The sequence below is a fragment of the Methanosarcina hadiensis genome (assembly GCF_046529725.1).
GTDB classification, from domain to species: domain Archaea; phylum Halobacteriota; class Methanosarcinia; order Methanosarcinales; family Methanosarcinaceae; genus Methanosarcina; species Methanosarcina hadiensis.
In genome coordinates this window covers 3,597,120-3,620,793 of record NZ_CP136241.1, presented here as the reverse complement: position 1 = coordinate 3,620,793, position 23,674 = coordinate 3,597,120, and the positions used below count along the sequence as shown (strand labels likewise).

At 40.8% G+C, this 23,674-nt stretch carries 23 protein-coding genes and 1 pseudogene; 8 read left to right on the top strand and 16 right to left on the bottom strand.

The features are described from left to right. Positions 1-112: 112 nt before the first annotated feature. Positions 113-439, bottom strand: coding sequence for a DUF2098 domain-containing protein (locus tag RSJ42_RS15535; RefSeq protein WP_410508167.1), 327 nt, complete (start codon positions 437-439; stop codon positions 113-115). 249 nt (positions 440-688) lie between these two features. Then, positions 689-1,645 carry a GTP cyclohydrolase MptA gene (gene mptA, locus RSJ42_RS15530; protein ID WP_410508166.1) on the bottom strand — a complete coding sequence of 319 codons (957 nt, stop codon included), beginning with the start codon at positions 1,643-1,645 and terminating at the stop codon, positions 689-691. Positions 1,646-2,052: 407 nt separating this feature from the next. Here mptA and RSJ42_RS15525 point away from each other — a divergent pair, with 407 nt between their 5' ends. Beyond that, complete coding sequence (locus RSJ42_RS15525) at positions 2,053-2,337, top strand: non-histone chromosomal MC1 family protein (protein ID WP_048136685.1); 285 nt, start codon at positions 2,053-2,055, stop codon at positions 2,335-2,337. Between the two features lie 235 nt (positions 2,338-2,572). Beyond that, entirely contained in the window at positions 2,573-3,451 is an 879-nt protein-coding gene (argB, locus tag RSJ42_RS15520; RefSeq protein ID WP_410508165.1) for an acetylglutamate kinase, read from the top strand. Positions 3,452-3,820: 369 nt separating this feature from the next. On the opposite strand, the gene RSJ42_RS15515 is transcribed toward argB, so the two are convergent. The 3 genes from RSJ42_RS15515 to guaA form a co-directional block, all read right to left on the bottom strand. Continuing rightward, a complete protein-coding gene (locus RSJ42_RS15515; protein WP_410508164.1) occupies positions 3,821-4,861 on the bottom strand; it encodes an archaeosine biosynthesis radical SAM protein RaSEA in 1,041 nt (346 codons plus the stop codon). A gap of 208 nt (positions 4,862-5,069) precedes the next feature. Next, on the bottom strand, positions 5,070-5,567 hold the full coding sequence (locus RSJ42_RS15510; RefSeq protein WP_410508163.1) for a hypothetical protein: 498 nt from the start codon (positions 5,565-5,567) through the stop codon (positions 5,070-5,072). 65 nt (positions 5,568-5,632) lie between these two features. Further along, positions 5,633-6,550, bottom strand: a complete 918-nt coding sequence (gene guaA, locus RSJ42_RS15505) for a glutamine-hydrolyzing GMP synthase (RefSeq protein WP_410508162.1) — start codon at positions 6,548-6,550, stop codon at positions 5,633-5,635. Between the two features lie 1,778 nt (positions 6,551-8,328). Between guaA and recQ the strand changes: the two genes are divergently transcribed. After that, complete coding sequence (gene recQ, locus RSJ42_RS15500; RefSeq protein ID WP_410508161.1) at positions 8,329-11,133, top strand: DNA helicase RecQ; 2,805 nt, start codon at positions 8,329-8,331, stop codon at positions 11,131-11,133. On the opposite strand, the gene RSJ42_RS15495 is transcribed toward recQ, so the two are convergent. Then, positions 11,130-11,600, bottom strand: coding sequence for a hypothetical protein (locus RSJ42_RS15495; protein WP_410508160.1), 471 nt, complete (start codon positions 11,598-11,600; stop codon positions 11,130-11,132). The two genes, recQ and RSJ42_RS15495, sit on opposite strands and share 4 nt — an antisense overlap. A gap of 432 nt (positions 11,601-12,032) precedes the next feature. Further along, positions 12,033-13,262: a 3-hexulose-6-phosphate synthase gene (hxlA, locus tag RSJ42_RS15490; protein WP_410508159.1), complete on the bottom strand. Its 1,230-nt coding sequence runs from the start codon at positions 13,260-13,262 to the stop codon at positions 12,033-12,035. Positions 13,263-13,653: 391 nt separating this feature from the next. On the opposite strand from hxlA, the gene RSJ42_RS15485 reads away from it, so the two are divergent. The 4 genes from RSJ42_RS15485 to RSJ42_RS15470 all read left to right on the top strand — a co-directional run bounded on the left by RSJ42_RS15485 (position 13,654) and on the right by RSJ42_RS15470 (position 16,340). Continuing rightward, positions 13,654-14,133, top strand: a complete 480-nt coding sequence (locus RSJ42_RS15485; RefSeq protein WP_410508158.1) for a DUF5788 family protein — start codon at positions 13,654-13,656, stop codon at positions 14,131-14,133. A 103-nt stretch (positions 14,134-14,236) separates the two neighbouring features. After that, positions 14,237-15,163, top strand: a complete 927-nt coding sequence (pyrB, locus tag RSJ42_RS15480; protein ID WP_410508157.1) for an aspartate carbamoyltransferase — start codon at positions 14,237-14,239, stop codon at positions 15,161-15,163. After that, positions 15,160-15,630: an aspartate carbamoyltransferase regulatory subunit gene (gene pyrI / locus RSJ42_RS15475; protein WP_410508156.1), complete on the top strand. Its 471-nt coding sequence runs from the start codon at positions 15,160-15,162 to the stop codon at positions 15,628-15,630. Before pyrB ends, pyrI begins: the two co-directional genes overlap by 4 nt. A gap of 239 nt (positions 15,631-15,869) precedes the next feature. Beyond that, positions 15,870-16,340, top strand: a complete 471-nt coding sequence (locus RSJ42_RS15470) for a DUF5788 family protein (protein ID WP_410508155.1) — start codon at positions 15,870-15,872, stop codon at positions 16,338-16,340. An 80-nt stretch (positions 16,341-16,420) separates the two neighbouring features. Here the strand turns inward: RSJ42_RS15470 and RSJ42_RS15465 are convergent, their stop codons facing one another. The 6 genes and pseudogenes from RSJ42_RS15465 to RSJ42_RS15440 form a co-directional block, all read right to left on the bottom strand. Next, positions 16,421-17,182, bottom strand: coding sequence for a DUF1673 family protein (locus tag RSJ42_RS15465; protein ID WP_410508154.1), 762 nt, complete (start codon positions 17,180-17,182; stop codon positions 16,421-16,423). Beyond that, positions 17,183-17,770, bottom strand: a pseudogene (locus RSJ42_RS15460) (DUF1673 domain-containing protein). Between the two features lie 29 nt (positions 17,771-17,799). After that, positions 17,800-18,441: a DUF1673 domain-containing protein gene (locus RSJ42_RS15455; RefSeq protein WP_410508153.1), complete on the bottom strand. Its 642-nt coding sequence runs from the start codon at positions 18,439-18,441 to the stop codon at positions 17,800-17,802. Then, a complete protein-coding gene (locus RSJ42_RS15450; protein ID WP_410508152.1) occupies positions 18,442-19,062 on the bottom strand; it encodes a DUF1673 domain-containing protein in 621 nt (206 codons plus the stop codon). Further along, a complete protein-coding gene (locus tag RSJ42_RS15445; RefSeq protein ID WP_410508151.1) occupies positions 19,052-19,675 on the bottom strand; it encodes a DUF1673 domain-containing protein in 624 nt (207 codons plus the stop codon). The genes RSJ42_RS15450 and RSJ42_RS15445 overlap by 11 nt, the downstream gene beginning before the upstream one ends. 34 nt (positions 19,676-19,709) lie before the next feature. Beyond that, positions 19,710-20,165, bottom strand: a complete 456-nt coding sequence (locus RSJ42_RS15440) for a hypothetical protein (RefSeq protein WP_410508150.1) — start codon at positions 20,163-20,165, stop codon at positions 19,710-19,712. A gap of 711 nt (positions 20,166-20,876) precedes the next feature. Here RSJ42_RS15440 and RSJ42_RS15435 point away from each other — a divergent pair. Continuing rightward, positions 20,877-21,269: a hypothetical protein gene (locus RSJ42_RS15435; protein WP_410508149.1), complete on the top strand. Its 393-nt coding sequence runs from the start codon at positions 20,877-20,879 to the stop codon at positions 21,267-21,269. Between the two features lie 246 nt (positions 21,270-21,515). On the opposite strand, the gene dapB is transcribed toward RSJ42_RS15435, so the two are convergent. Genes dapB through RSJ42_RS15420 form a run of 3 tightly spaced genes read right to left on the bottom strand, consistent with a single transcriptional unit; the run spans position 21,516 to position 23,428 of the window. Next, positions 21,516-22,307 (bottom strand): 4-hydroxy-tetrahydrodipicolinate reductase, encoded by a 792-nt coding sequence (dapB, locus tag RSJ42_RS15430; protein ID WP_410508148.1) that lies wholly within the window; start codon positions 22,305-22,307, stop codon positions 21,516-21,518. Beyond that, a complete protein-coding gene (gene dapA / locus RSJ42_RS15425) occupies positions 22,304-23,179 on the bottom strand; it encodes a 4-hydroxy-tetrahydrodipicolinate synthase (RefSeq protein WP_410508147.1) in 876 nt (291 codons plus the stop codon). Before dapA ends, dapB begins: the two co-directional genes overlap by 4 nt. A gap of 54 nt (positions 23,180-23,233) precedes the next feature. Then, the gene (locus tag RSJ42_RS15420; protein WP_410508146.1) at positions 23,234-23,428 is read right to left on the bottom strand and encodes a 30S ribosomal protein S17e; all 195 of its coding nucleotides are present in this window, start codon (positions 23,426-23,428) and stop codon (positions 23,234-23,236) included. Positions 23,429-23,674 lie beyond the last annotated feature (246 nt).

Below are 23,674 nucleotides of genomic sequence, written 5' to 3'. Positions count from 1 at the left end.
GTTAAAAAAATAGCTGTTAAAAAAATAGCTGTTTAAAAGAATAACCGCTTAAAAGTAAGAATTAAAAATCTGAAAAACCTGGAAAAAAGAGGTAGAATAAAAACAGGAAGAATCAGCCTCCTGCCCCTCCTCCTCCGGCTTTTCCTAGGTCGAAGGTCTGTACTGTTTCTCTTTCTTTCCTGAACCTTTCTTCCAGTTCTTCGGCAGTAAATTCTCTTTGTTCTTTCTTTTCTGCGGGCTTGAGATCCGTGTATTCCAGAGTTTCTTCTCTATACCAGAGATCCGTACTTTCGAGCAAAGCCCAAACTTTCCCCTGTTCGTCCTTTTTGATCTCGGCAACACGGCTCAAAGTATCGCTATTTACGTATTTGACAGCATCTCCCACTTTGATGGTCTTCTTATTCCGCCCTACCGCTGTGATTTCCTCAGCATCAGCCATGCTTTCACCTCTAGGGCTTCCAGGACGCTGGCATCTTAGGCCCTGCAAGTCCGCTCCTTCTTAATTATTGCTTATAAGTTATTCAGGACCTTTAATAAAGTTTATGTGATTTAACTTTAATAGGCTTCGAAGCCTGAAACATTTAAAGAAATTTCCAATTGTAAAATGAAAAAAGAGTTTAGTGGCTACTGATTTCTCAGCAACCAGCTACATTTATTCGGTATAGTTCTTCTTTACTGGTAGAACTTTTTACTGACTGATTTCCTGCCTTAAGTCTCCCATGAGAGCTACTCTTTCGGCAAATGCATTGTGCCTGTGTATGCTTTCCTCATTGGTCTGCTTGATGGTTATTACTGCGTTATCCGGGAGGTTCGGGAACTCTTTTACTATATTATCTGCCATTGCCCTTACACAGTCTTCGACAAATTTAGGGTTCATATGTGCAGTTTCCACAACAACCTTCTCGTCTGAGCGTTTAAGGACTTCATAAACGCTTGAACTCATGGAGCGTTCAATTATTTTTATTATACTTTCAAGGGAAACGTCAAAATCATGAGCTACTTTGATTGAAATGATACCCCTTCCGCGCTGGTTATGGGTAGCCATCGGGACTTTTTCCAGGAACTTCATGATTTTTTCGTTTTCAACTCCTAGTTTGGAAAGCTCGGTTGCAGCTTTATCCCTCATTATTTCCTGGGCGCATGGGCAGGCAGTCATTCCTACAACTTCGGCTCCTATGAGCTTTTTCACATCAAAATAGTCCCTGTCGCCGTCGCCCCTTACAGCCGAAGCCTCAGCAAAGATATTAACTACTTCCTGGCACTTGATTCCGGTGGAAGGAGAGGCGCGCCTTATCATATATTCGCTTTTCATCCTGACTTCAGCCTGATTTGCATACTCATGGCGGCCCAGCAGGTTATGCGCGATATCGCTGCATAGCTGTTCTATTTCGTATACCGGTGTGCTGAGAACCTTTTCCAGCACTTCGTCTACAGCTTCAAAGTTTCTTGAAAGGTTTGCTCCCTTGCGGTCTGAAGGCAGGTCAACAAAGACGTCAAAAGTTGAAATCAATACTATTGGGCGCTTGTCCTTTCTTTTGATCTCAACCAGCTTTTTCATGTTTGTTACCCCGACACGGGTAAGATTAATAGCTATGCTTGGTTTGCTGGCCTGGACGTCCGGGAGATTGAAGGTACAGTGTTCCATATTTAACCAGATCCGTGAAAAGATAAGTGTGCTTGATTTGTAGAATCAATCTTTAATAAATACGTATTTTTATTCTATGCATTTGGAAAAATATACTGACCATAAGAAGTAATAGCATGTAAAGTTTGTGCTTTCCAGGTTCTTTTCCAAAAGTACAATAAAAAATATTTTATTAGAGTATCTAAAAACCTTTTCCTGAATACTATTTTGAGTTTAATTTCTAACAAGGAATAATTATTTAAATATTTCCCATTTTATTAACAACTTAAAAAAATTTATCCAATATGCCCTCTACGGATTAAGAGCAGTTTTGATAAACCACTAACTACAGGCAACATCCGAAGAAAGATTTTATATACTTTAAAAATTAATCAGTGTCTAGCAATACAATTTGCGAGGTGACCTTTATGTCCAACACAAGAAATTTTGTTTTACGAGACGAAGAAGGCAATGAACACGGAGTTTTCACTGGAAAACAGCCTCGGCAGGCTGCCCTGAAAGCTGCAAACCGGGGCGCCGGGACTAAATCCAAACCTGATATCATCCGCCTCAGGGAACGCGGGACAAAGAAGGTGCACGTTTTCAAGGCATGGAAAGAACTTGTTGCAGCCCCAAAAAACAGGCCTGACTGGATGCCTGAGAAAATCAGCAAACCCTTCGTTAAGAAAGAAAAGATCGAAAAACTCGAGTGAACTTTTATCCTTATATCCCCTGGAGATCGGGGTTCTTTATTTCATTTTTGAAATCCAGATATGAATTAGCCTGGGCAGGTTTTTGATTTAATACTATCCGGGCTGGCTTATTTCTAATTTAATTTCTAATTTAACGTTTACGAGCCTCCTGTATCTCCCTTTTTAGAGAAACTTTCTAATTTTGCCCTTACTACTCAACGATAAGTTTAAAAAGAGATTCTCTGATTCCTAAACTATGGAACTCAAAAGAGAGAATGTGCTCATCGAAGCCCTGCCTTATATGCAGGAGTTCTATGATTCAATCATGGTTATCAAAGTGGGTGGAAACGCAATGGTCAGCGCCCAGATCATGGAGGATATCATAAAAGATATCGTCCTTCTGCGTTATGTGGGTATCAAACCCGTTATTGTACACGGCGGGGGACCTGAAATCACTGAGAAAATGGAACGTATGGGCAAAAAGGCTGAATTCTTCCAGGGGCTTCGCATCACGGATGACGAAACTATGGAAATTGCCAGAATGGTTCTGGTAGGCAATATAAACACAAAAATCGTGTCACTTATTGGAGTATTTGGGGGCAAAGGTGTCGGATTTACAGGTTATGACGGAAGAATGATCCTTGGTCATAAGCAAGCCACAAAGCGCGTACTTGTCGATGGCGTGGAAACTGAAGTGGATATCGGCTGGGTTGGGGAAAGCGAGGTCATAAACCCTGAAATTCTCCATATTATGCTTGAGAAAGGCTATATCCCGGTTATCTCTCCTATCGCTGTGGATGCGAAAGGCAATGCCCTTAACATAAATGCAGATACTGTTGCAGGAGACATTGCGGCAGCTTTGCATGCTAAAAAGCTTATTCTAATGACCGATGTCTGTGGTCTCCTGAGAGATATAAAAGACCCGGGAAGCCGCATATCCCGCGTAAATATCGATGAGATTGATTCTCTTATTGAGGAAGGAATTATAAGAGGCGGTATGATTCCTAAACTTAAAGGTGCGGCTGTTGCAGTCAAAAGTGGTGTAGAGAGAGCGCATATTATAAACGGTAGTGTTTCCCATTCCATGCTTCTTGAACTCTTTACTGATGGCGGAGTCGGAACGATGATCTACTGATTATATCATTAGCTAGAATAAGGGCTATGTAGAATTCCTCTTAAATAATGGATTTCCATTTATTTGAACTGAATAACCCGACACATTTTTGTCCATCAATTTCCAGCCTCTTGTAGATGATTTAGATAGGTTTCCTATAGATAGGTCTTCTACAAAGCCAGAATAAGCAGCGTTTATTTGCAGCGGTGCCCATACGCTGATAGCTGAATTCGAAGAAAAAGTAGTAGAGGTGGCAAATCTATTTCTTCAAAATGAAGGACAGGGCATATTCTTTGCCTCGATATCCGAGCTTCGCTTCGCTCAAGAGGATTAATTTATAGGGGAAATTCCCCCTATTCTGTTTCTCAAAAAAAATGTTTTTTCAGCAGTTCAGTCTAAAATGGGCGTTCCGTAAGTGAAGTCTTCTATTTCCAGAACTTGTCTCCACAGCTCTTTACAGCCACAGTCTCTGCTGCTGAGATCTGCAGGGTTCTGGGTGAGTGAAAATGTCCGCAGGGAATCAGCAACTTCCGAGTCACACTCCTTACAATTGTGAGGACCGCGTTTTGAGCCTGCTCCTACCGGGTCGGACATCAGGGGAAGATCAGGATGAGCGGCTTTCGCTTTCCGGAGAATTTCGACTATGCTCCAGAGCCAGGGAGGGCGGTACTGTCCTTTTTCCCATAGGGCTTCTACAAGTGTGCCTTTCTGGACATTGCAAAGGTTAATTGAAATAGTATCCGAATATGGGGCTGCATCGTCTATGGAGCGAATAATATCTTCCATTGCCTGTTTTTCGGAGAGGAAGAGTGGCTTGAGCATTAGATATGCTTTTACGGTTGTGCCATATTTTCTTGCGGTTTCTGCTGCCCGGACAAAGTCCCGAAATGTGAAACCTTTGTTAATGGAGTCTTTTCGGATTTTGTCCGAACTCGTCTCGAGCCCGAATGCAAGTTCGAATGGTTTGTTTTTCAGGATGCTCAAGCAGGCCTGTACGTTTTCTTCGGTTACAAAGTTAGGGCGCGTTTCGACGAGAACCTTGGTGACTCTGGAATCTTCTGCGAGGTTTTTAAGGATTGCATCTCTGGCTTCCGGAGGGACTTCCTGTTCGTCAAGGAAACTGCCTGAAGTAAAGATCTTGACCATGAATTCGGAAAACTTTTCAGCCTTTCTCAGCGCTTTTGCAAGCTGAGATTCATAGTCTTCAAGGGTTGGCGGCTCACTTGCGCAGTCGTAAACATAACCGCACATTGTACAGCCTCCGGCTTTTCCCCAGCGGCAGCCTGCACTCTTAAAGATCACGGTAAGTGTTTTTGTCTGGACCCCGTCTACAAGGTCTGTTCCGGTCCAGCTTGCTGCAGGTTCGTTTGTCGGTGAAGGCTTTACTTTGATCCGCTGCCGGATATCCAGTACTGCTTTATTAAGGGACATGGGCTTAAAACTCTCTTTATGAATTAATATTCATTTTATTCTAAATATTCATTTTATTCTAAATATTCATTTTATTCTAAATATTCATTTTATTCTAAATATTCATTTTATTCTAAATATTCATTTTATGATTAACACATTTCTGCGTTATTTGTAAAAAAAGGTTTCAGAAGCCTGAGCAAACTTCGCTTCTGATTATTTCTTTTGATTAGTATTTTTCCGTTTTTTCTTTTATATCATATTTTTTCAAGCAATTGATATACTCTGCCACTAAATAGAAATTTTTTAAGTCCGTTGCATCTAATCCTCTGTATGCAAATAATTCATCCCATAGCATACTGCTGCCTTCAACCATGAAATATCCCGTCACAATCTCTATGCCTACAACGATGCCTTCTCCCTTAAATTGCGCATCTTGTTTTTCATAAAGAGCTTTTCCAGCACCTTTGTTTTGAATGGCAAATACAATCGCTTTTGGGTCTTTATCAGCAGGCAGTTTTTCTGCAAAGCAATCATTTTGCAGGACATTCTCAGTTACAACTTTTTTTAACCTGTTGTCAGTTATCTCTTTTACCGGATACTTTTGTTTCAGGTACTCAATAAGTTGCTCCGCTGTTTTATTGTTCGGCTTTAACTGGTTTTTGTACTTCTCATAAACAGATTTCCATTCTTCAATCGTATCCGGTGTTATTTCCTGCGTTAACATTAAACAGTTCTCCCCTACATTAAAACTCATAGTTCAAACTGTTTGTGACGTTTATAATTTTTTGTTTATTCAAATTCAATTGTTGCAGGCGGTTTGGGAGTAATATCATAGACCACCCTGGCGACTTTTGGGATCTCGGAAGTGATTCTTGATTCAAGGTGCTTGAGCACGTCCCAGGGAAGTTCGAGGGCTTCTGCAGTCATTCCGTCTCTTGATCCCACTGCCCTTACAGCTACGATCCAGCCGTAAGCCCTTACATCTCCTTTTACTCCTGTTCCTTTGCCGATCACGGCAGCAAAAGTCTGCCAGGGGCAGAATCTATCAAGAAGTTCCTCTTCTACTATGAAGTTAGCTTCTCTTGCTACCTCAAGCTTCTCTTCCGTAACCTCTCCGAGAACTCTTACAGCAAGCCCTGGACCGGGGAAAGGCATTCTTTCACAGATCTCATCAGGGAGCTGGAGAGCCCAGGCGACTTCCCTAACCTCATCCTTGTAAAGGTCCTCGATAGGCTCAACGATTTTCTTGAAGTCCATGACGCTTGGAAGCCCTCCTACATTATGGTGGGACTTTATACCGCCTTCGGATTCTATCCTGTCAGGGTAAATCGTGCCCTGGATCAGGTAATCGGCTGCCAGTTTCTTTGCTTCTTCCTCAAATACCCGGATAAAAGTCTCACCTATGGCTTTTCTTTTCTCTTCCGGGTCAGTGATGCCTTCCAGGGCTGCAAGGAACTTGTCTTTTGCATAAACGATGTCCAGGTTCATGTGAGAGAAGATGTGCCTTATTCTTTCGGTTTCTCCTTTTCTCATGAGCCCTGTGTCGATGTATATCGGCTGCAGCCTGTCCCCAATTGCCCTGTAAGCCAGTTCTGCACAGACAGAGCTGTCCACACCGCCGGAGAGTGCAATAATTGCTTTCCCGTCTTTTATTTCCTGGCTTATTTTCTCAACTGCTTTCGGAATGAATTTTTCGGGTTTTACCATTGAAGTGCTCCTTAAAGTGAATCTTCCTTTGAAGAAATGATCGTTATTGGTAACTTTATAGTAATTATGGAGATCATGGAAATTTGGTCTTATCGTTATGATATATGAGTCAGTGCATGGGATTTTTGATATTTAAAGGTATAGTAGAGGAAGTTAAAGGCATAGTAGAGAAAGTTAAAGGTATAGTAGAAGAAGTTCGTTGATGTCTGCGGGTCAAAACGGCAAGTAATCGAAAAATTCAGATCAATTTTTAAGTCCGGAAATTTGTTGCTAACCTTCTCCAGAAAACTAAAAATTATAATTATATATTAAGCTTCTCCAAATATGTTATTGAAAAGACCTGAAAGTAATTAGTGGAAAAACCGGAAGGGAGTTAGTGATATAATGGGAAATGAGGACTACTAAATAATTGATAAGCTTGAGAGTATTGTTAAGGCACTGGAGAACATGGCTGAATCCCAGAAGAGAATAGTCGAGATCCTTGAGTTGATGGTTCAGGAAAAAGGAGTCCTGGATCTGAAGAAATAAAGGTTTAAAGGTTTCTGCAAAAATGGGATCTAATTAAAACAATATGCCATAAAGATCAATTTTCTAACTGATAATTTTTCTTATGGTAGTGCTTCTAGCAGTTACAGGAACTTTTCAGATAGGATTGCTGTGAAATATCAGGTTGTTCTGGGTACTGGAATCTCTGGAAATTTATGCTCGCTTTATCATGCCATCTTACGGATTAAAAAATTTATAATTTAATCTGAGAATAAAGCTGAAAAATTACAAAATAATAAAAACTGCGAATCATAAGTACAAACGACCTGATATTTAAACACTTATGTTTCTGAATATCTATTCTTGCATTTATATCTCAGTAAAGCTCAAATTAAGATCGGAGTCTATAAAGTTCTTAACAAAAAATGAATAAAAGTTTTGAACAAACAGAAGTTATGTAGTGAGTGGAATACTGAGTGGAATACCTTTATTCTATTTATGATCATCTTCGATTAATTATAAATAGATCTTATATAGAATAGTTATGTCTGAAATACATCTTATGCCTCAGCATAAAACGTCGGTTAGCTAATATCCTGTTAAAGAAAAGTTAATTCTGCAAACAGTGGAAGTAAAGATTATATGGGCGGCTATAATTCATCCCCCTATTCTTACCTCCTTCCAGGCACTACTTCCCAGGCGCTGAGGATACCTGGTTAAGAGGTTATATCGCCGCTCCATTCCCCCCATTCTTTACTTCCACGTCTGCTTTTCCGCCTTAGCGGCCTCACCTTTTCTTCTTAAGTCCTATCAGCTGCGAAGAAAAGGTACCATCATCGTTACTTGGGAGTTTTTGTTTAATCTGGAGCATTCTATTAACACAGAATTTCTTAGTAAAGTTAAATGTCCTCTTTCTTTAAATTTCTTTCTAAAGTCTCATGACAAATTAGGTAATTTACCCCAAATCTCTCATATCTCCAGTTTCAAAAATTCATTTTTAAAAATTCATTTCCTGTCCCTCAGGACAGCCAGACATTTCCTGACCCTGAACATATAATACTTTCACTCTGCTTACCTGAAACTTAAATATGATGAATTCGAAACATCACAGCATTGTGAATCCACAAATAATTATGAATCCATAAATAATTATGAATCCACAAATAATTATAGTACTAATGCAAGTGTTGTAAATTGCTTTATGTCATCTGTTTGATACGCAAATAAACTTTGAGAATATTCTCGAATTCTCTTCTCGTATAATATTAATTCTGCAATTTAGGGATGAAACAATGGTTACCGGTCACGGTGTATTGAAGGATAGTAAAAATGAACTCGAGTCCAGAGTACTGATGTCTTCCAGAATGCACTCTGTACTCCGTCAATACTTTGGATACACTGCCTTTCGGCCCCTACAGGAAGAAATCATCAGAGATGTCCTTGACCGGAAAGATGTGTTCGTGTTAATGCCTACGGGAGGGGGCAAGTCGATCTGCTACCAGCTACCCTCTCTACTTCTGGACGGAGTTACTGTTGTAGTTTCTCCTCTGATTTCCCTGATGAAAGACCAGGTAGACGGGCTTGAAGCAAACGGGATTGCGGCAGCCTGCCTTAACAGCACTCAGAGTGCCAGAGAAGTACGGGATGTTAAGACAGCTTTCCTGGAAAACAGGTTGAAAGTGCTGTATATTGCCCCTGAGAGGCTTATGATGCCCGGGACTTTTGCTTTCCTGAAGAAAGGGAAAGTAAGTCTCTTTGCAATTGATGAGGCACACTGTATTTCCGAATGGGGGCATGATTTCCGGCCTGAATACCGAAAATTGAAACTTCTGAGGGATTCAAAGACCGGTTTTCCTGATGTGCCTGTTATTGCACTTACGGCTACAGCTACCGAGAGAGTCAGAAAAGATATTGTATCCCAGCTAGGCCTTAATATCGACCCGGAAAAAGGTCCTTACGTTGCCAGTTTTAACCGCAGGAACCTTTACTATGAGGTAAGGCCGAAGAAAGACACTTTTTCAGAGATAACCGATTACCTTCTGAGGCACAGGGGAGAAGCCGGAATTATTTACTGCCAGAGCCGGAATAATGTGGAAACCCTGACAAGAAAGCTGAACCTTGCCGGGTTCAGGGCTCTTCCCTATCATGCTGGTCTTTCGGATAGTGATCGCTCCAGAAATCAGGAGATGTTCATAAAAGACGATGTGGACATAATAGTGGCTACCATTGCCTTTGGAATGGGCATCAACAAGTCCAATGTTAGATTTGTAATCCACTATGACCTTCCTCGGAACCTTGAGAGCTATTACCAGGAAACAGGACGCGGGGGCAGGGACGGCAGTCCATGTGAATGTATCCTCTTCTTCAGCAGGGGAGACCGTTTTAAAATTGAGTATTTCATAGCGCAGAAAACAAACGAGAAAGAGAAGGACATTTCCCTTGTGCAGTTAAGGCAAATGGTAGCTTACTGTGAAGGCAGCAAGTGCAGGCGTCAGACTCTTATGGAATATTTCGGTGAAGAACTTTCAACACCATGCGGAAACTGCGATACCTGCCTCAGGCCTAAAAACACTTTTGACGGAACTGAAGCTGCCAGAAAATTGATTGCCTGCATCCTTGAATTGAACCAGCGTTTCGGTACTAACTATGTTATTGATGTACTTACAGGTTCAAAGACCAAAAAAATCAAGCAGAACCGTCATGAGAAACTGAGAGCTCACGGAAGCGGTAAGGAATTTACAAAGGAGCAATGGAGGTCTCTTGCCTCTGAAATGCTGAACACCGGATTTCTGGAAATCAGCGGGGCGCAGTATCCTGTTCTGAAATTGAACGCTATGAGCAGGAAAATACTGAACGGTTCTGAAAGCATCGAACTTGTCTGTCCTGAAGGCTTTATGCCCGGTGCTGAGGAAAGCTTTACGCAGGCACCTCCTGCGGGCAAAATTCCGGGAAAAGTTGATAATGATGAGCAGCTTCCTTCCTGTAAATATTCAACTGCTACTGATATTCTTAAAAAGGCGAAGCCTTCAGGGCTACAAAGATCCGGAACTGAGCACGACCCCATTCTTTTTGAGCGGTTGAAAGCCCTGAGGAAGCAGATAGCTTTGAGTAAAAATCTTCCTCCATATATCATTTTTTCTGATACAAGCCTGAAAGAAATGGCTTCAAGGTTTCCGAATACTCCTGAAGAGTTCCATTCAATTACAGGAGTAGGAGACCATAAACTCCGGAAGTATGGGGATGATTTTCTTAAAGAGATCAGGGATTACTGCAGGGACTACGGCCTGAAACTTGAAGAGAAATCAGAAGGTTCCGGAAATAACTGTGCTGAAATTGAAAAAAATAATGAAATTTCGAGAAGCAGCCTGAAAAATGAAATTTCTTTATCAAAGCTTGATGTTGAAATGGAAGATAACGGGATAGAAACTCTTCCTTCGATAACCGGTAAAGAGGAAAGATTAGAAGTTTCATCCTCAGGTAGTCCTCCCGAAGGATCCTCAAAAACATGCGATTTGCCAGCAAAAAAAGTAAGATATCTGGATATGAGCATTCAGGACTGGTCTGAGTCAGCTTCTTCTGACAGCTTTTGTAAAAAGAGTCCTGAAGAAAAGGATCCTGAAGGAAACTCTCCTGAGTCAACTGGCAATACACTCAATATGAGTCTTTCCAAAAACCATTCCGAAAATCATTCCGAAAATAGTTCTTTTGAAATAGGTATAGAAGAGAATGAGTTTTCTGAAGTTGATTCTCATAATACAGGTCTCTTTGAAGATCCAGGTCTCTTTGAAGAGGCCTCTCTTGAAAAAACTTATTTGCTCCACACACAGGGACTGGATATCGGTGAAATCGCGGAAATTGAAGGCTTAAGCGTGAAAAACGTTTACAGGCAATTTGAGAAACTGATACTTACAGGTAGAATCAAAAAAATCGAAGGACTTGTGCCTCCAGAGAGACAGGAAAAAGTAAAATCAGTACTGAAAGTACTGGAAGCTGAAATCGACTCCCTGATCAGGTTGAAGGCAGGAGAGGGCTGCCATGAAGAAGAACTAAAGCTTATAAGATCTCTTCTGCTATCGAATATGCTTTCTCCAACTTAATAGTCCGAAAGAAGCTCTTTTCTGTAGATAATTTTATTTTTCCTCTCGTTTTTTATCGTGATTATAGCCGAGTCTCCTTCTTTGAGTTCAACACCATCAGGCAAGGCCAGTTTTATACTGTTTGCAACTTCAAGAACGACAGGAGGGTCAGGGCTGATTTCGTATTCGATACTGTTATGCTGGAGATATACGCTTGCTTTTTCTCCAAGGTTGATCGGATCCCCTCCCTTATGCTCGATGTTCAGGTTCTTTGAATCAAGTATCTGAACATCGAGCTGCGTAAAAGTTCCTGACTTAAGGGCTCTTTCAGTACTACCGCCAAGGAGAACAGCCCCTCCCATAAGAGCAAGAAGCCCAACGCATAGCATCGCAAGAGCTGCGACCACCATGCGGTTTACGGCTTCTTCATTATGTGTAAATGTATTTAGAGACCTGTTTATATGCTTACATAAGGATTTTGAACCCAAAATAGCTTCACCCCCTAGAGAAGCATTTGAATTCTCAATATTAATTTATTAATACTGTCATGTACTTCCTTGTATAAAAAAGTAACACAAGTCTCCAGGCCTTTATCAAACGTCTGACTACATATTGAATATCTGACTACATATTGAATATCTGACTACATATTGAATATCTAGTTATTCATTAAATATCTGGCCACATATTTCGAAAAGCCTTATCTCCGGAGCAGTGTAAACCGGGAAAAAAAATCCCTGTCGACTCCAGGGATCTGAATCCTCGCCTCCCAAAGTTCTGACTCAGAGCGAATAAATCAGATATTTTTGACCCAGATTTTGTTTCAGGTTGATTCCCGGTTTTATCTCTGCTTTTGTCTTCTCCTTTTTATTCTGCTTTACATGGGTTTTTTAAAATTTTCTCAGAGAATTTTGCTCCTCTCAATGTTTTTCCCATTTCTTGAGCTCAAGAATTTCCGATAGGGTTCCACCTCTCCGGATCTCATCGAAAAGCCTTTTTTCTGTTTTGTTTACTTCCTTTGCCCGTCTTGCGAGTTCGTAGGCGCGTTCCTTCGGGACGACAACAACCCCGCTTTCGTCACCGATTATGTAGTCACCTGGCTTGACAGTCTGACCCCCGCATGTAATTTCAGCATTGATTTCTCCAAACCCTTTCGGGTCTCCGGCATTTGGGACTGTATTGCTGGTATAAATCGGAAGCCCCAGATTTTCCACTTCGTCTATATCTCTTACAGCTCCTTCTATTACCACACCTGCAATTCCTTTATTCAAACTGCTAAGAGTTGCAAGCCCTCCCCAGCACGCAACATCCTTGCTTTCATTGTAAATTACTATTACATCTCCTGGCTTTGCGAGATCAATGGCTTCGACTGTTTTTGCCCAATCTCCCGGAAAGGATTGCACTGTAATTGCAGGCCCTACCATTTTTCCTCTTACAAGAGGGTGAATGCCTTTCATTGCTCCTTTCCTGTGCATTGCGTCCGAGATGTTAGAGGTGGAGACTTCCTTAAAGATCTCCCTTATTTCCTGGTCTACGGTTTCTCTGCTACGAATGTTTACAGAGTCGGGGGAATCTACACTTTTTCTTATTTTCATTGCAGCTTCAGTCACATTGTCAGAACGGGTTATGTTCCCTCCAACTATCACAATTCTGGCACCTGCTTTTACTGCCTGAGCCGCACTCTCAACATCAAGCCCTCCGGCTACTGCAAGCTGGACACTCACTTTTTCTGAAATTTCCATTAAAACGGATATGGGATCTTTTCCAACCATTTGCTGGTCTATGCCTACGTGAACGTTCACATAGTCCACACCGAGAGCTTCGAGTTCCACTGCTCTTTTTACAGGGTCCGGAGCCGAAATCAGGTCTGCCATCAACCTGACTCCGTATTTGTGGGCTGAACGAAGTGCGTCAAGCACTGTAGAATCGTCGGCGCTGCCCAGGACAATAACCACATCCGCACCGGCTTTTGCTGCCATTTCCACTTCCATGGCTCCGGTATCTACAGTTTTCATATCCGCCAGAATTGTCCTGTCAGGAAAAGCTTTCCTCATAGTGCGGATTGCGTTCATGCCCTCGCTCTTGATCAGGGGAGTTCCTATTTCGATCCAGTCTGCCCCTCCTGCAACTGCTTCCTTTGCAATCTCCACAGAGCGGTCAAGTTCCAGAAGATCAAGTGCTACCTGAATTATGGGAACGATAGTATCACCTCTATTGGGAAACTGAAAAGTGTGAAAAATTGGTTTATATCGGTTTCCCTTCTGTTTTCATTTTTGGTTTAATTTATGCAAAATTACGTGCTCTTAAATTTTTACTGGATATTTATTATCCTTTTTAAATTCTCTATTATTTCGCTCATTTACTGCTGCCTATTTTATGCACACTGTTTCTTTGCTATCAATGTTACTTTCTATTTTGAGTTTCTCTTTTTGAAAGTTTTGTTTTCTAAGTTTAATTTCCAATAAGTCGAGAGTTCAATATTAAAAGGTTCTACAAAATGTTTTTTATTTGGGAGAGTAATTTATCTTCAGGGGATAGGTCATGGAGAAGAGCCTGAAATCAAACGAGAACGAAAACCTTTCTCATAAATATATAACGGATGAAGAACGCAAGCAGCTACTATCTGCTCTACACTGCCGCCTCTTCTGGGTAGGGCAACATATCCCGGATTATGTGGAATTTGAGGGCAAAAAATATCCGCTTCACAACTACGTTTGGGAATTGATTCAAAAAGAAAATCTTACTCCGGATGAAAAGTCTCGAATAGATAAATGCATCGATATTATTTCGGCAAGAGAGAAAGAAGACGAGAAGAAACTTGAAGAGAAACCTCTTACGGAGGAAGAGGCAAAATCCCTTTATCATGAGACTGCAGGTTTGCTGCGAGCAATAACGGATCTTAAAGAAATTGAGAGCGGTACTCTTAAAGAAAGCACAAAACGCTTTCAAGAGAAGTTCAATGAGCAAAGGGTCAGGGATGCCAAGCTCTGGCTTGAATTTATAAAGAACGTTTCGAAATAAAATCGAATAGCTCCAAAGTGATCAGGATTTATTTGCCTCAGTATCAACCTGGGAAATCTCCGGAGCAAAGATTATATCTCTGAGCATCATTTATGAAAAATTGATGTTATTCAAGAACCGGCACATCATCTCAATGAAAGATTTTTCACGGGAAGAAATCGATTATATTCTGGATACCGCAGAAAAACTAGAACCTGTAGCCAGTGGGGAAGAAAGGTCCAGGCTGCTTGACGGAAAAATCATTTCTCTTCTTTTTTTTGAGCCGAGTACAAGAACACGTCTCTCTTTTGAGGTTGCCACCCAGAGGCTGGGGGGGCAGGTCCTGAGTCTGGGTTCGGTTGAGGCAAGTTCTGTTATGAAGGGGGAAAATCTTGCTGATACCATCCGTGTGATCAGCAAATATGCCGACCTTATTGTGCTGCGCCACCCTCTTGACGGGTCAGCAAGAATGGCTACGGAATTTGCATCTGTCCCTGTGATCAATGGGGGAGATGGTTCTGTCCATCATCCTACCCAGACTTTTCTTGACCTCTATACCATCCGCCGGGAAAGCCATCTTGAAGGCTTGAAGATTGCCATGGCAGGAGACCTGAAATATGGGAGGACGGTACATTCCCTTTGCTATGCACTTTCCCTTTATGGAGCAGAAATGACTTTTGTTTCGCCTCCTGAACTCAGAATGCCCCAGGAAATTGTTCGAGAACTTAAGAAGAAAAATATCCGTATAAAGGAAACCGAGTGTCTTGAGGAAATAATAGGAGATATTGAAGTCCTTTACATGACAAGGGTTCAGAGGGAACGTTTTCCTGATCCTGAAGAGTACGAAAAGGTTAAAAATAAGTTAAGGATTTCGGAAGATCTCTTAAAATCCGCAGATCCTGAACTTAAGATCCTTCATCCTCTCCCAAGGGTAAACGAAATCTCTCCTGATGTTGATGAAACTCCACATGCTCGCTACTTTGAGCAGGCCTTTTACGGAGTTCCTATCAGGATGGCTTTACTTGCTCTGGCAATAGGGGTGATTGAATGAAAGAAAAAAGAGATTTAAAAGTCCAGGCAATCGAGAGCGGAACTGTAATTGATCATATAAAATCCGGACAGGCTCTGAATGTCCTGCGAATTCTGGGAATATCAAGTTCTTTTCGGGCGACTATCAGTTTTGTGATGAACGCTCCCGGGGCAGGAGGAAAAAAAGACGTTGTTAAGATCGAGGGTAAAGAACTCAGCGTTGAGGAACTTAATAGAATAGCCCTTATCTCCCCTAAAGCAACAATCAATATTATAAGGGATTTTGTAGTGGTCCAGAAAAATAACGTCGTGCTTCCGTCTTATGTGGAAGGCGTTGTTCGCTGTACGAATTCTAGCTGTATCTCAAACAGCAGTGAGCCTATAAAATCAAAATTTTCAGTGCTGCAGTCCGAAGAAGATGGAGTCACTCTTCACTGCCTCTACTGCGAACATGTAATTACCGAAGAGATCGCAGAAAATTTACTCTGATTTTTAAAAGCTAAAAAGAGTGCTGAATTTAAAAAAACCAGTATTTTCAGCACTTCCTGTATCTAATTTATAAATAAGTAACAGGGGAGTAACAGGGGCAGTCCGAATTTTTAATTTTATTTCTTTATGGAATCTGTCCATTCTCCAAATCCGGATTGAGATTTTTCGGGAAAAATCGAAAAGAATATGAGAACGAGGGAGTAAACCATAAATAAGTCTGGATTTGAGGGAAAGAGTTCATGAAAGACGAGACTAACACAGAAGGAAAAGTAACTGAATATCTGAATTATCAGGAGCGCAACAAACTCCTCTGGAGCCTCAGGAGTGACTTTGCCTGGGCAGGAAAGAAAATCCCTGAAAGTGTTGAGATCGATAATGAGGAGTGCAGGCTGCGCGATATGATTAAGGAACTTGAAGGAATAGATCTGCTCAGTCCGGATGAAATCATTGAAATCAGAGCTCTTATCCCTAAACTGGAAGAAAAGGCAAAAGTCAATGAAGAAATGCTTGAAACAGAAGAACTCACAGTGTCAGAGGCAGAAACTCTTTATGAAGAAGCAACCGGGATTTTGAGGGCGGTAATGGAATTAAAAGATAGGCTTGAAGGAAAAGTCGGAGAAAAAAGTGCAGCCGAATTCAAGCGGATGCTCAATACCCAGAAGCTTGTAGACGAAAAGCGCTGGCAGGAATTTATTAAAAGCTTGAAATGAATAGTTTATTTTCTGTTTTTCTTTATTCATTTCTAAATCAGAGAAGTCATAATTTCAGGATAACACCTCTTTCCTCTTCTTTATCCCGTCTCATTTTTGAGAATAGCGACAAGTTCTTCAGGCTTTTCTGTATATAACCAGAGTTTAAGGTTTGAATTTGTAGTAATTTTAAAGGTCTGTTGATAAGGTGCTAGGAGTTCGAAATTATAAAATAGCTCAAGGAAAATTGCTACTCCTGCAAGACGCACCAGAAATAGATTTAATACAATATAATCTGGAAACAGCCTTTCCAAGTTCCTTAAAGCTTTAATTATTCCCTCTCCAAGGTAGAATGGTAAAAAGATAGCATAAAATGAGCGAATCAACCATCGAAGGGAATGATCTCTGTTTTTTGTTATCGAGATTTGCCTGATGTCCTCTTTTTCAACAACAATAGGCTTACGCATAGATCTCTTGATTATAATTTTTCCAGACATTACTGCAGCAACATTGGGACGGTTAAGAAAGAATATGAGAGGTATAAGGAACATAACAAGGCCTGAAAATATAATTAAAAAAGAGTCTTCAGGAACATAAGCCCATATAAGAAAAGAGATTATAAAAGAGATTATTGATACGATAAAAGTAATTATCAGAGACCCGAAGTCAAAGAAGCTAACCCGTACCTTAGGAATTCTATTTTCGTGCGGATCCACGGGAGAGGATATTAGCCGAATGTTCCTATTTTCTAATTTAAAGTCTGAAAAACAGTCTTCCTGCCTTTCTCCCTGAATTAGTTTTCTTATTGGGCACCATCCCATCAGTTTTTGGATCTGATCAAAAACAAAAGTTTTAACGGGCATTTATTTTCTCTCCCGAATGATATACGAATTTTTCCACTTTCCATACTTTTTATCAAAATAGATCGTTTTGTGATTCTTCCTTTCCCAGTATAGTATCTGAAGATAGCCAAGCCACATGAAGGCGAGTCCGCCTGCAAAGAAAGAAAGGGTTCCTTTCATGAGAAAATTTCTTTCCAAATCTCCTGCAAAAATCCAGTAAAAAAGTGTGGCATAGAAGATCAGAGTTATTATTCGAAAAAGTTTTTTATACAGGTTTTTCTTGTTGGAATCATCAAGAACGAGTTTTTGTGCGAGAGTATCGTACCTTTGCATCTGCTTCTTCCAGCCAAAAATGAAAAAAGTTAAGGAAATGAAAAATCCAGCGAGTAAAGTCACTACATTTACGCCCAATTGGATCATTACCAGGAGATATGTAAGTGTAAGAAAAGAATCAACTAAGAGAATTCTGCTACTCGACTTCCGGAACCATCATGTATTTTTCAGACCTCCGTTTTCTCCCCCTGCTCTTTCCGGAACATCAGAATCAAAATTCTCACAGCTAACATTTCGTCTGGCTTCAGATGCTCTGGCATTCGGGCACCAGCCCATAAGTTTTTTAATGTATTCAATATTCAGGTTCACAGTTCCCTCTCCTTTTCTCCAAGTGCATACATCTTCTGGAACCCCTTCTCACTTTTTATATAAATTTTCATATGGTTTTCCTTCTCCCAGTAAATTAGCTGAAGATAACTTCCCCACATCAGTATCCAAGCTCCCGCAATAAAAGAATACATTGACTGAGCGTTAAGAAAATAGAGTATATGAGATAGATGAGACAGTAAAACCATAAACAAAATTAAGCCCAGAATTATGACTGAGATAACCCAGATGAATGTTTTTTTAAAGGAAGAGACAACAGCAGGTTTTTTTGCCAGGGTATTGTACTTATTCATCTGTTTTTTCCAGCCGAGCAAATAGGTAAGTAAAGAAAGTGAAAGGCCCAGAAGGAAAGCCTCTGAGTTTATACCCTTTTGGGATATCAAAATTATGAGATAAAAAGTAAAGAATAGTGTTGGTAGAAGAATTCTGACGTCATACCTGGTAAAGAGCCTGGATAATTGGCTCAGAGCCTCAGGCCCACCGGCTTTTTCTCCTCCTGATTGACCATATGCTTCAAAATTAGCTCTGCTGATTCGAGATTCGGTTTCGAATAATTTTGCATTCGGGCACCATCCCATCAGTTTTTTGATCAGATCAAAAACAAAAATTTTAACGGGCATTCATTTTCTCTCCCTTACTACATAAGCGGTCTTCCAAGTGCCACAGCTTTTGTAGTAAATTGTTTTATGGTTCTTCCGCTCCCAGTAAATTGTCTGAAGATAAGCGAGCCACAGGAAAACGATAGAGCCTGCAAAGAATGAATAGAAAAACGGCAGAGCAAGCTCTTTTCCTTCGGACCACAGGTAAAAGCTAACGAGCAAAAATATGTAACCTGGAATTCCGTGCCATTTTTTAAACAGTAGCAGTTTTACCTTGCTCGAGTAATCGAGCACCGGTTCTTTTTCCAGAGTACCGTATCTTTTCATTTGCTTTTTCCAGTCGAAGATACCTATTAGTATAGAAATTATAAGTCCGGCAAGGAAGGCTTCATGTTTCAGACCTATTATGGTAAGTGGAATAGGATACAGGAGGGTAAGACTTGCGTTTATCAGGAAGATTCGGGTGCTTACTCTTCTGTACCCGTACAGAGTTTCCGATATCTCTGCTTTTTCTCTTCCTTCCCGAGAATTTGCTTCAAAATTCTCAAAACTCTTAATGTTCAAATGTCGTCTTGCTTCATTTGTTTTTGCGTTCGGACACCATCCCATCAGCTTTTTTATGTGTCTGGTCTCACGGCTCATAGTACTCCCCCTTTTCTCCAGGAACATACAGCTTTTGCTGTGCATTTTCTCTTTTTATATATATTTTCATATGGTTCTTCCTCTCCCAGTAAATTAGCTGGAAATAGAAACCCCATATTAAAATCAGAGTTCCCGAAACAAAAGAGTTCAGTGTCTGATCGTTAAGAAGATAAAAATAAGGTGAGATATAAGGCAAGAAAACCAGAAGCAAAGTAATACCCAAGAATAGAAATAAGACGACACAAGCTAATGTCTTTCTAAAGGAAGGAGAAATAACAGGTTTTTCTTTCACGGCATTGTATTGATGCATCTGCTTTTTCCAGCCAAGCAAGTAGATCGGTAAAGAAAGTGAAAGGCCAAGAAGGAAAGCTTCCGTATTTATATCTTTTTGGAATAGGTTTATATAAATAGGAGTAAAGAAAAATGGAAACAGGAAGAGCGGGATATCAAGTCTGGAATGCTTGTCTGAAGCCTTCGAAACGTTTGATTTTTCTTTTCCCGATTGGTCATATGCTTCAAAATTAGAAAAGCTATTTTGATTTACGGCTTCAAGTTTTTTTGCGTTCGGGCACCATCCCATCAGTTTCCTTATATTCTTTGTGAATAAATCCATCTTTTACTCTTCCTTCAATTTCATCTGAGTGAATTCAAGCCTGTTCTACCAATTCCTTCAATTTTCCAAACAACTCATCCGCAATCTTTGTGGGATCTTCCGAACTCTTAAGTTTGAGCTGCATTTCTTCTGCAAAGTCCCAGAGCAGTTCGATGCATTCCCTGTATCGATCACAGGAACCGCATTCTCCTTCGTGTTCATACCATACCTGCATCCCATGTTTTGCAGAGACAAAGATTATTGCGCTGGCTTTGAAAGGGATCGATCTGCCGAAGAGAATTCCTTTCTTTGCGTCCAGCTTTTCTACTTCTATCCTGTTTGCCCTGGCCATCTCAAGAAGAGTTTCTTCGATGCGTTTATCCATACTCAGGAGGGCTCTTGAGATTGCCTGCCTTGAGACTCCGAAATGTTTTGCGATATTAATATTCGGGAGCCCGTTTCGGCGCAGGACCCAGAATTCAAACTGTTTTTCACCTTCCGGAAGGAACATAAGTAAACATCTCTATGTTGACTATTTATAGCTTTCTACATCCTTGACTTTTTGAGCTTTTTCTTTGAAGATTTTTTTTCTCTCTGGTAGAAAATTTGTAGTATTTTACATGGTTGTTTGATGATCTAGCCATAAAATATATATTGGAAAAGGCTATACTTGATTTTAAAGTAAGATTATTAATCGGATAATATATAAATATGTGATATATTTAGGTGCAAAATATACAATCTTGGAATTAAATGAGGCATTCTATATGGAAAGAAGACAATTCTGAATGGAAATTTAGAAATTATGTTTCTTTCTGAAGACTTCAGAAAACTGGTGCAGGCTCTCTCCAGTGCGACTTCAATACAAATCCTCCAGCTTCTGAAAACCGAACATGTCAACAGGTGAAATTGCAGAAAAGCTCAGTCTGGGCTTGAATACTTTTGAATATAATCTGAATCCCCTCTTAAGTTGACCTGATAAGGGTTTCAGAGACAAATGTGGTCAGAGACCGGAAAAAAAGACCTGCGAGGCAGTTGAAATATAATAGTCCCTGTCCCTGTTTACAGAGATGTCCTCAGGGTATCAGTTATTGATAAGTTTCTTTGAATGGAGGAAGAAGATTTCTATATAAATAACATTTATGATTTTTCTTTTGATTCAAATTTGATATGAGACTGAACAATAAGGCTGAATTTTATGAGAAGCTTTCGAAGAAGTCTAATGCTCTGGATTTCCCTTCTGGTACTGATACTTGTATCGCTGTTTGTAGTTGTTCCCTATATCCTGGTCGGGCCTCCTACTCCTCTTTTCTACGTCCGAAACCACGATGTCGGAGTTCACGAGCTCAGAGTAGAAGTCTGCGACTTAAAAAATAATTCCATACTCGATAAAACATACGAACTTTCAGCAGGAGAGGAAATCTATTATGCCAAACCTTTCAGGTTCCTTGTTCCGGGGCTTGAAGGTAAGGGTTATACATTCGAATTTACACTTGATAACAGTTTTAAGGAAACACATAGCACAAATATCCAGCCCTGGAACACAGTTCACGTGGAATTATACTCTGATTATGCGGAAGGTCAACCTCTTCTTGTGGGAGAAATGACTGTCTAAGGCACATTTCAGGTTTGTCTCAGCAAATATAAGCATGTTTTTAAGGATTCTCCAACGCCTGAAAAAATCCAGATGAATACGGAATGAAACCTGGATAGAAAAAACCTGGATAGAAAACAGCGAAGAAAATGTGCAAAAAACAGTGATAAAATTATGTAAAAAATAGTGATATTAGTTAAGAAACAATGCTGACCTGAATAATTTCAAAGGTCAGCCAACTTACAATTAATTATTTTTAACAGGCTCTTACAGCCCGAGCACATCATCCATTGAATAAATCCCGGGCTTCTGCCCGCAGATCCATTCAGCTGCACGAACTGCGCCTTTGGCAAAGATCTGGCGGGAGTGAGCCATATGATGGATCTCGACCCTTTCGGAATTTCCTACAAAGAGGACGGTGTGGTCTCCGGTGATATCTCCGCCGCGCACTGCGTGAATGCCGATTTCTTTTCCACGGGGTGCAATTCCTTCTCTTCCGTATACGTACTCTTTGCCGCCCAGAGCCTCGTTAATTACATCAGCTGCGCGAAGAGCAGTCCCGCTTGGAGCATCTTTTTTCTGGTTGTGATGGGCTTCTATGATCTCTATATCGTAATCTGCAAGATACTTTGCAGCTTCCCTGATTATCTTGAAAAAGACGTTAACGCCTACGGAATAATTAGGGGATATGACTGCACGGACCTGGTTTTTTCGGATAGCCTCATCAATTACTGCGCGCTGTTCCGAAGTAATGCCTGTAGTGCCTATTATCAGATTTACTCCGCATCTTGCTGCTACGGGAGCGTTTACAACAGTTGCGCCTGCTGCAGTAAAGTCAATAAGGACATCAGCCTGAGTCTTTTTTAAGACCGTTTCCAGGTCTTTGACATCTGAGATCTGGATGCCCAGGTTGCCCACGTGAGCAAATTCGCCTGCATCTTTTCCGATGTTACCTATGTCAAATGCGGCTACAAGCTGAATATCCGTAGAACATGTGATATTTTCTACAATCAAAGAGCCCATCCTGCCACAGGCTCCGAGTACTGCTGCATTAATCATTCCATTACCCCCAGTTTCCTCAATTCATTTACAAGCTTTTCCTGATTGGCGCTGCTAATCGGAGCTAACGGGAGCCTCAGGTTTCCGCTTGCAAGCCCGATAAGTTCTGCAGCTTTCTTAACAGGAATTGGATTTGTTTCAAGGAAAAGGGCTCGGATCAGCGGTGCTATCTCGAAATGGATCTTTCTTGCAGTCTCGTAGTCTCCTTTAAGGGCTGCATTTACCATTCCTGACATTTTGTCAGGTACAATGTTTGCAGCAACTGAAATGACTCCCCTGCCTCCCATGGAGATGATTGGAAGAGTCAGTCCGTCTTCGCCTGAGAGAACAACAAAATCATCATCTATGGTATTCTCCAGGATCTGAGATACCTTGGCTGCGTTTCCACTGGCTTCCTTGATTCCCACGATGTTTTCTACTTTTGCAAGTTTGGTGATCACGTCTACAGGCATGTCCTGTCCCGTACGGGATGGGACATTGTAGAGGATCATAGGGATATCTACTGCCTCTGCGATTTTCTTAAAGTGGGCAAGAAGACCTGCAGAGTTTGGTTTATTGTAGTATGGAGAAATAAGAAGTACACCATCAACACCAGCATCTGCTGCGTGTTTTGTGAACTGGAGTGCCTCACATGTGTTGTTTGAACCTGTTCCTGCAATTACGGGAACTTTTGCACACTCCACTGCAATGTCTATTACTTCTTCATGTTCCGCTGCGGAAAGGGTTGCCGATTCTCCGGTTGTGCCACAGGGCACGATTCCTGAAACCCCTCCGTCTTCAACAAACGCTATGTTCCTTTGTAAACCTTCCCTGTCAATCCTGTCATCTCTGGCAAAAGGAGTGATCAGGGCAGGCATTGCTCCTTCAAACATATAGATATCCCTGCCTGTTTCCCGGAAATTAGTACTTTATCTATTCAGTAAATTTTAGTAGAATTTCATGCGTGCAACTTTTCTTGTGACGTAGCCTGCAACCCTGTTTCTAATTATTTTGCTCTCAATGGTTGTATACTTTGTCACAAGAGCTTTGTTGGTCTCAAAGTCTTTTGTAAAAACGTTTCCGTAGTTTTCAATCAGGCTGAGTGCGGTTCTTTTGATGTTTGTTTCTCTTATATTTCCCATCGTATCTCCTCTTGGATTTTTGTTTTTCTATTCCAGTTATTCAAGTTTTTGTGGTCTTCCAACCGTGTTTCCATGTGAATTCTGATTAATATGAAGCCGGAAAAAGAAGTATTTCCATAATATGGGTTTTTTCTTTTCCATAATATGGATTTTTTCTATCTCCGATGATGATTTAGCGGAAACTGGATACAAAAATTTGATTATACTGATTTTGTCGACTAATAGGTAACTTGAGATTTATAAGTT

Coding starts and splice junctions, on each gene's coding strand:
- RSJ42_RS15535 (WP_410508167.1), bottom strand. CDS start 439: ATGGCTGATGCTGAGGAAATCACAGCGGTAGGGCGGAATAAGAAGACC.
- mptA (WP_410508166.1), bottom strand. CDS start 1,645: ATGGAACACTGTACCTTCAATCTCCCGGACGTCCAGGCCAGCAAACCA.
- RSJ42_RS15525 (WP_048136685.1), top strand. CDS start 2,053: ATGTCCAACACAAGAAATTTTGTTTTACGAGACGAAGAAGGCAATGAA.
- argB (WP_410508165.1), top strand. CDS start 2,573: ATGGAACTCAAAAGAGAGAATGTGCTCATCGAAGCCCTGCCTTATATG.
- RSJ42_RS15515 (WP_410508164.1), bottom strand. CDS start 4,861: ATGTCCCTTAATAAAGCAGTACTGGATATCCGGCAGCGGATCAAAGTA.
- RSJ42_RS15510 (WP_410508163.1), bottom strand. CDS start 5,567: ATGTTAACGCAGGAAATAACACCGGATACGATTGAAGAATGGAAATCT.
- guaA (WP_410508162.1), bottom strand. CDS start 6,550: ATGGTAAAACCCGAAAAATTCATTCCGAAAGCAGTTGAGAAAATAAGC.
- recQ (WP_410508161.1), top strand. CDS start 8,329: ATGGTTACCGGTCACGGTGTATTGAAGGATAGTAAAAATGAACTCGAG.
- RSJ42_RS15485 (WP_410508158.1), top strand. CDS start 13,654: ATGGAGAAGAGCCTGAAATCAAACGAGAACGAAAACCTTTCTCATAAA.
- pyrB (WP_410508157.1), top strand. CDS start 14,237: ATGTTATTCAAGAACCGGCACATCATCTCAATGAAAGATTTTTCACGG.
- pyrI (WP_410508156.1), top strand. CDS start 15,160: ATGAAAGAAAAAAGAGATTTAAAAGTCCAGGCAATCGAGAGCGGAACT.
- RSJ42_RS15470 (WP_410508155.1), top strand. CDS start 15,870: ATGAAAGACGAGACTAACACAGAAGGAAAAGTAACTGAATATCTGAAT.
- RSJ42_RS15465 (WP_410508154.1), bottom strand. CDS start 17,182: ATGCCCGTTAAAACTTTTGTTTTTGATCAGATCCAAAAACTGATGGGA.
- RSJ42_RS15455 (WP_410508153.1), bottom strand. CDS start 18,441: ATGCCCGTTAAAATTTTTGTTTTTGATCTGATCAAAAAACTGATGGGA.
- RSJ42_RS15450 (WP_410508152.1), bottom strand. CDS start 19,062: ATGAGCCGTGAGACCAGACACATAAAAAAGCTGATGGGATGGTGTCCG.
- RSJ42_RS15445 (WP_410508151.1), bottom strand. CDS start 19,675: ATGGATTTATTCACAAAGAATATAAGGAAACTGATGGGATGGTGCCCG.
- RSJ42_RS15440 (WP_410508150.1), bottom strand. CDS start 20,165: ATGTTCCTTCCGGAAGGTGAAAAACAGTTTGAATTCTGGGTCCTGCGC.
- RSJ42_RS15435 (WP_410508149.1), top strand. CDS start 20,877: ATGCTCTGGATTTCCCTTCTGGTACTGATACTTGTATCGCTGTTTGTA.
- dapB (WP_410508148.1), bottom strand. CDS start 22,307: ATGATTAATGCAGCAGTACTCGGAGCCTGTGGCAGGATGGGCTCTTTG.
- dapA (WP_410508147.1), bottom strand. CDS start 23,179: ATGTTTGAAGGAGCAATGCCTGCCCTGATCACTCCTTTTGCCAGAGAT.
- RSJ42_RS15420 (WP_410508146.1), bottom strand. CDS start 23,428: ATGGGAAATATAAGAGAAACAAACATCAAAAGAACCGCACTCAGCCTG.